The sequence below is a fragment of the Mycobacterium sp. genome, assembly GCF_035314665.1.
Lineage (GTDB): Bacteria > Actinomycetota > Actinomycetes > Mycobacteriales > Mycobacteriaceae > Mycobacterium.
This window is the reverse complement of sequence record NZ_DATFZD010000285.1, coordinates 1-6792: the sequence shown is the minus strand read 5'-3', so window position 1 is coordinate 6792 and position 6792 is coordinate 1. Positions and strand designations below refer to the sequence as shown.

Annotated in this window: 6 protein-coding genes and 1 pseudogene; 5 read left to right on the top strand and 2 right to left on the bottom strand. The window is 66.9% G+C overall.

The features are described 5' to 3' along the window. Positions 1-132: 132 nt before the first annotated feature. A pseudogene (locus tag VKI00_RS20200) lies at positions 133-390 on the bottom strand (transposase); the annotation flags it as partial. A gap of 107 nt (positions 391-497) precedes the next feature. Here VKI00_RS20200 and VKI00_RS20195 point away from each other — a divergent pair. From VKI00_RS20195 to VKI00_RS20185, 3 genes are all read left to right on the top strand, one after another. Beyond that, positions 498-623 (top strand): hypothetical protein, encoded by a 126-nt coding sequence (locus VKI00_RS20195; RefSeq protein ID WP_324440546.1) that lies wholly within the window; start codon positions 498-500, stop codon positions 621-623. 453 nt (positions 624-1076) lie between these two features. Beyond that, the gene (locus VKI00_RS20190) at positions 1077-2291 is read left to right on the top strand and encodes a DegT/DnrJ/EryC1/StrS family aminotransferase (RefSeq protein WP_324440544.1); all 1215 of its coding nucleotides are present in this window, start codon (positions 1077-1079) and stop codon (positions 2289-2291) included. Positions 2292-2295: 4 nt separating this feature from the next. Beyond that, positions 2296-3102 (top strand): SDR family oxidoreductase, encoded by an 807-nt coding sequence (locus tag VKI00_RS20185; RefSeq protein WP_324440542.1) that lies wholly within the window; start codon positions 2296-2298, stop codon positions 3100-3102. A gap of 27 nt (positions 3103-3129) precedes the next feature. Here the strand turns inward: VKI00_RS20185 and VKI00_RS20180 are convergent, their stop codons facing one another. Continuing rightward, entirely contained in the window at positions 3130-4698 is a 1569-nt protein-coding gene (locus tag VKI00_RS20180; RefSeq protein WP_324440540.1) for an FAD-binding protein, read from the bottom strand. Between the two features lie 241 nt (positions 4699-4939). Between VKI00_RS20180 and VKI00_RS20175 the strand changes: the two genes are divergently transcribed. Together VKI00_RS20175 and VKI00_RS20170 are read left to right on the top strand one after the other, a co-directional pair. Beyond that, positions 4940-6124 carry an acyl-CoA dehydrogenase family protein gene (locus VKI00_RS20175; protein ID WP_324440538.1) on the top strand — a complete coding sequence of 395 codons (1185 nt, stop codon included), beginning with the start codon at positions 4940-4942 and terminating at the stop codon, positions 6122-6124. A 43-nt stretch (positions 6125-6167) separates the two neighbouring features. After that, on the top strand, positions 6168-6792 hold a 625-nt coding region (locus VKI00_RS20170), incomplete at its 3' end, for a VOC family protein (RefSeq protein WP_324440536.1).

Here is a 6792-nt window from a genome sequence, read left to right as displayed (position 1 = left end):
ACGGCATCACCACCGACTGCACCCGCAGCCCAGGACTCGTCACAGACACCGAAGATAACCGGTCCACAACGTATTTCGCGGTACCCCAAGCGGCGTGTCGTCTACATGGTGGACGGCTTTCGCACGGCCTCAGATAACGATTGTTTGTTCCAGCTCGCGGTTCTTCCTGCGTAGCTCACGCAGCTCCCGCCTCTCCTCGCTCGACACCCCTGCCGCCTCACCGGCGTCGACCTCGGCCTGGCGCACCCACTTGCGCAGCGTCTCCGGGTTCATCCCCAGCCGGCCCGAGATCGCCTTGATCGCCGCCCACTCCGAGTCGTAATCCTCGCGGTGCTCACGGACCAACCGCACCGCCCTGGCCTTGGTGTTCTCGTCGTACCTGATCGACATCGCGCCATCCTTCCCAACAAAGGAAGTGCGCATGAAACCGGGGACGGTTCACCCGTTTCGGTACCGATGTAGCGCAGGCTGGCATCGGGATTGGGATACTCCCGTCGGTGGCCGAGGACGCGTGCCAGGTGTCCCCGCGCGCCGGCCCGGCGACCGTGGGATTGTGGACGGCGAAGCCGTCGACCTTCTCACACGTCTGGGCGGAGGGCACCGACGGTTCGCCGTGGAAGTGAAACACGATCGGTACGTCGTTATCCGCCTCGGCCACCGCGACCGGCGCACCCGGCCACGCCACCACGAGCGACAGTGCCGCGGCAGCAGCCGCCTCGGGATATCCAATGCGGCCCAGGGGACCATTACGGGCTTTTCCACAGGGGGCGCATGGCCGTCAAACAAACCCGTTCCGGTCAACGGACAACCCGGTGTGACCATCACGGCGCGCCCGCGACTGCCGGTGTTCGCCCGATTTCAGTCAGTGGAAACGGGCTCACCCTGGTGGCCGACGAGCGATCAGAATCAAGCGGCGAACGAGTCGCTGTGCAGGCGTCGGGCGTCGACCGCCGCCCGATCAGTCGTGACCGCAGAATGCCGGTTGTCGATCCAGCATTTCGATGGGAAACATTGCTCATTGAGGGCCGGGCGAATTCACACAGCAGCGGCCTTGCCGGCCAGAAGAGGAGAGGGAAGTGACCCGAGTCGTCTATGCCCGCAGCGTGCACGACGAAGCCGAAATCAACGCCTGCCTGGAGGTGTTGCGCGGTGGCCCCTTCGCGCTGAAGATCGGCAAGAACGTGGCCGAGATGGAAAGGCGCGTCGCCGACCTGTACGGCAAGAAGCTCGGGCTGATGTGCAACTCCGGGTCGTCGGCGATCTATCTGGCGCTGGAGCTGCTCGATCTGCCCAAGGGCGCCGAAGTCATCACCTCGCCGTTGACGTTCTCCACCGACGTCTCGCCCATCGTACGCGGTGGCTGGGTGCCGGTATTCGTCGACGTCGAACCCGACACTTACAACGTCGACGTGGCGAAGATCGAGGAGATGATCAGCGACAAGACGGGGGCGATGTTGTTCCCGAATCTGGCGGGCAATGCTCCGGACTGGGACACGATCTCCGGCATCGCCGACCGGCACGGGCTGAAGGTCATCGAGGATTCCTGCGACTGCATCGGAACCACCTTGCGCGGCACCAAGACCGGCAGCAGAACCGACATCACCCTGACCAGCTTTGCGATGGCACACATCATCACCTGCGCCGGTAACGGCGGCATGGTATGCCTCGACGACGAAGAGCTGCGGGACAAGGGCCTGATGCTGCGTCGCTGGGGTCGCCGCTCCGAGCCGCACCTGTTCGGATCCGCCGGCGAGGGGCGGGTGTTCCGTGAGAACCTCGACGGTGTGGCCTACGACAACGATTTCATCTTCGACGTGCTGCCATGGAACTTCGAGCCCTCCGAGCTGGGAGCGGCGTTCGGCCTGGTGCAGCTGTCCAAGCTCGACCGCAACTACCGGCGCCGCGCCGAAATCTTCGAGGCGTTCAACGGCGCGTTCGGCAGCTACCCGTGGCTGTTTCGGCTGCCCAAACAGAATCCGGACTTTCACACCGCCTGGCTGTGCTATCCCATCACCGTCCGCGAGGACGCCGGCTTCGCCCGATCCGATCTGCAGGAGCACCTCGAATCGGTCGGCATTGACACCCGAACGGTGTGGAGCGGCAACGTGACGCGTCACCCGATGATGCGCGATGTCGAGTATCGGGTGCCGGTGGACGGGCTGCCCAACGCTGACGAGGTGTTCGCGCGAGGCATGTCGCTGGGCATGAGCCACGGCATGAGCGACGAAGAGTTGAACCACGTGGTCAAGAGCATCCACGAGTTCGCCGGCCGATTCGCACCGGCCAACTAGGGCCGTGGCGGTGTTGCAGCGCTACGCCGGCCGCCGAGTGCTGATCACCGGCGGCGGTTCGGGCATCGGGCAGGCCTGCGTGGTGAGAATCCTGGAGGAAGGGGGCACCGTCGTAGCCGCCGACATCAGTGAGGCGGGACTGGCCGACACCACGGCCAAAGCCAGTGCGCACCTGGACCGGCTCACCGCGGTCGAGATGGATGTCGGCAGTGAGGAATCCGTCGTCGCCGGCGTGGCACAGGCACTGCAGGTGCTCGACGGCCTCGACACGCTGGTCAACACGGCCGGGATCCTGCGTTCGGGTCATCTCGCCCAGACCACGCTCGCCGACTTCGAACATGTCATCCGGGTCAATCTCGTCGGCACGTTCCTGGTGACCCGGGAGGCGGTTCCGGCACTGCTCGGCGGAAACGGGCCTGCGGTGGTGAATTTCAGCTCGACGTCGGCGGGCTTCGCCCATCCCTACATGTCGGCGTACGCCGCGTCCAAGGGCGGCATCCAAGCGATGACGCACGCGTTGGCGCTGGAGTTCAGCAAGCAAGGCATCCGCTTCAACAGTGTCCAGCCCGGATCCATCTCGTCCGGGATGACCGACGGCTCGGGCGAATCCCGGCAGAGCGTTGGCCCGGGCCTGCCGGCCGACGCCGACTCGTCGCTGTTCGGCAAGATCCTGCCGATGCTGCCGCTGGCCCCCGGTGTGATCTTCGCCAAGCCGGACGTGGTGGCCGCCGTGGTCGCGATGCTCGGCTCCCCCGAGGCCTACTTCATCACCGGGACCGAGGTGCGCATCGACGGCGGCTCGCACATGTAACCGTGCTCGCGTCTGTAACCGTGAGGGTCAACGCGCCCGCGCGCCACGGCTTTCCACCATGTCCAGCGCCGCACGGTGGCTGAACACCATCGATGCTCCGACCGGGTTACCGCCACCGGGGTAGGTCGTCCCGCTCACCGCCGCCATCGAGTTGCCCGCCGCATACAGGCCGGGAATCACATGTCCGTCCACGTCGATCACCCGCGCATGGGCGTCGTTCCGCAGGCCACCCTTGGTACCCAGATCGGACAACCCCAACGCGGCGGCCCGAAACGGCGGCCGGTCGATCGGCACCAGCGGATTGGGGCTGCCCGGCGCCGACTTGTCGAACGGTTCGGCGCCCCTGCCGAAGTCCTCGTCGACACCCGAGGCGGCGAACCCGTTGAAGCGTTTGACGGTTTCGGTCAACTGATCCGCCGAAACCCCGATGTGGTCCGCGAGCTCCGCCAACGTGTCGGCGGCATGCCACAGCCCGGCATGGACGTAATCGTCAGCGTCGGCCAACGGGACACCGGTGAACAGGACCGGCGGCACCCGGCCACCCCGGCTGTCGTAGATCAGCCAGTAGGGCAACGAGATGCGGCCGGCCCGCATCTCAGTCAGCACGTCGCGGGCGGCACGATCGTAGGCCGCCGATTCGTTGGTGAATCGTTGACCGGCACCGTTGACGAAGATGCCGCGGGAAAACCACAACGAAAACGTCGAGCTGCCGTCGGGATGGGTGAGGCCGGGCGCCCACCAGGCCTCCGACATGAGGTCGACATCGGCGCCGACTTGGATCGCGGCCTGCAGCGCGGCGCCACAGTTACCGGGGGGCGCCATCGAGTCGCGGCTGAATCCGGGCACCCCGAACGCCTTGCGCAGCAACTCGTTTCGCTCGAAACCCCCCGCCGAGATCAGGATTCCGCGGCGAGCGTGTATCCGGCGACTACCGTCGGGCGTGCTGATCACCGCGCCGCTCACCCGGCCGCCGAGCCGGATCAACTCCTCGCAGCGGGCGTTGACCCATAACTGTGCGGTCGGCAGCTTATCCAGTGCAAGCAGGAAGCGACCGATCAGCGCCTGCCCGCCGCCGAGCTGTTGCGGCGGATCCTCGCTCCCGCGATCGGTGGCCAGCGGAGCCCGCAGCAACCCCCGCTGTGCGCCTAGCCGGTCCGCGGGCAACGGCACCGGAACGATGTGTCGGCCGTTGGGACGGGCATGCGCGACGGCGCCGAAGTAGTCCGGCCACGGCAGCACCTGAAATTCGAACGCCGGATCCTCTTCTAAGTATTCGACTAACGCAGCACCACCGGTCACGAACGCCTCTTGCAGGTCGGCCGGTGTACGGTCACCCACCACGGTTCGGAAGTAGGCCAGCGCATCTTCGATGGTGTCATCGTCGCCCGCGCGGCGCAGCACCGGATTGCACGGAAACCACATGCCGCCACCGGAATAGGCGGTCATACCGCCAACGCGGTCCGTCGCCTCGACCACGATGACCCGCAAGCCCTCGCGGGCCGCGGTGTAGGCGCCGGTCAGCGCGCCTCCGCCGGACCCCACCACCAGAACATCACAATTGGCATCCCATGGGACCGCCGGGTCCTCCAGGTCCATCGCTTCCCTCCGCTCACCGCCGGCCCAGGGCCGCCCTGATGGTAGGCACCCGCATACCGATCCGCCCAGACGATTCCAATCAGCGCAACGCCGGTGTCGAGCGGCGTCGAGCTGCGCGGCCGCGGCCGTCCATTCCGATCAGCGGGATTTCGGCCCCATCGGCGCGGCCCACGCAGCTAGCGTCAGCATGACCCCCTAAACCGGTGGGCCGGTTGCGGTAGATCAGTTCGGAGGAGCGTGCATGTCGCACGAAGTCGTTGGTCAAGTCGAGGAGATCGCCGAACAGTTGGCGTCGACCGCCGAAGAAACCGAACGCCTGGGCAAGCTCTCCGACGAAAGCGTCAAGCTGGTGCGCCAGGCCGGCGTGATCCGGATGCTGCAGCCCACCGACTTCGGGGGCTATGCGGCGCATCCGCGTGACTTCGCCGAGGCCGTGATGGCGGTGGCGAAGTCCTGCGGGTCCACCGGGTGGGTGTGCGGCGTCGGCGGCGTGCATCCCTGGGAGATGGCCCTGATGGACCGCAAGCTGCAGGCCGAGGTCTGGGGCGCCAATCCCGACACCTGGATCGCCTCCCCGTACGCCGCGCAGGGCGTGGCGACTCCCACCGACGGCGGGTACACCCTCAAGGGCCGGTGGAACTTCTCGTCCGGGACCGATCACTGCGACTGGATCTTTCTCGGCGCGCTGGTCGCCGGCCCCGACGGCAAACCGGCGCAGCCGCCGAAGGTGATGCATGTGGTGCTGCCCCGCGCCGACTACACGATCGTCGAAGACTCGTGGGACGTCATCGGGCTGTCCGGCACCGGAAGCAAGGACATCATCGTCGACGGGGCGTTCATTCCGGAATACCGGACAATCGAGTTCGACCAGGTGGCCGAAGGGGAGGCGGCCGCGGCGAGAGCCGGCCGCACCGAGACGGTGTACAAGCTTCCGTTCTGGTCGATGTTCCCGCTCGGGATCACCGCGGCGGTGATCGGGATCGCCGAGGGCGCGCTGGCGGCGCACCTCAACTACCAGCGCGGTCGGGTGACCGCGATGGGCACCAAGATCAAGGACGATCCGTATGTGCTGTACGCGATCTCAGAGGCCGCCGCCGAGATCGGAGCGTCGCGCCTGCAGCTGCTCGACGGGATCAGCAGACTCTACGACCTCGCCGATGCCGGGCGGGAGATCACGTTCGAGGACCGTTCTCTGGTGCGGCGCAACCAGGTCCGGTCGGCGTGGAGGGCGGTCGATGCGGTCGACGAGATCTTCGCCCGCTCCGGCGGAAACGCGGCGCGCAGGCACAACGCCTTGCAACGGTTCTGGCGCGACGCCCACGTCGGGCTGCAGCACGCGATCCACACCCCCGGCACCGTGTATCACGCCACGGCGTTGACCACAATGGGCATCGAGCCGCCGGACAACCTGCGGGCAATGATCTGACGGCCTCTGCACGGACTTATCGGCGTATGGGAGGACAGCAGCGGTGAGCGATATCAGCTCGCTCGGCTACGTGCGCATCCGCGTCACCGACATGGACGCGTGGCGGCGATTCGCCTTCGAAACAATCGGATTCGCGGAGGGGCACGGCCCGGAGGCGGGCGCGCTCTATCTGCGGATGGACGAGCGTATCGGACGCCTCGTGCTGCTGCCCGGGGAGGTCGACAGGGTCGACGCGGTCGGCTGGGAAGTGCGCGACCACTCGGCATTACGGCGCGTACAGTCGGCCGTCGAGGCCGCGGGGATCGCCACCAAGCCGCTGTCGCAGGAGGATGTCGACGCCAGGCGCGTGGAAGCGGGCCTGTTCTTCGAGGCTCCCGGTGGCTCTCCGCTCGAGGTCTTCCACGGCCCGGCACTCGACCACTCCCCGGTTGCCACGCCGTACGGAAATCGTTTCGTGACAGGCAAGTTGGGCGCCGGGCATGTGGTGGTGCCGGTCGCTGACCTGGATGCGGCGTACCGGTTCTACACCGAAACGATGGAGTTCCTGCCTCGGGGGTCGCTGCGGCTGGCGACGCCGCCCGAGCTCGGACCGGTGCGGTTGCGGTTCCTGGGCGTCAACGCCCGCCACCACAGCCTGGCCATCCTGCCGTCGTCGAACCTGAAGGCGC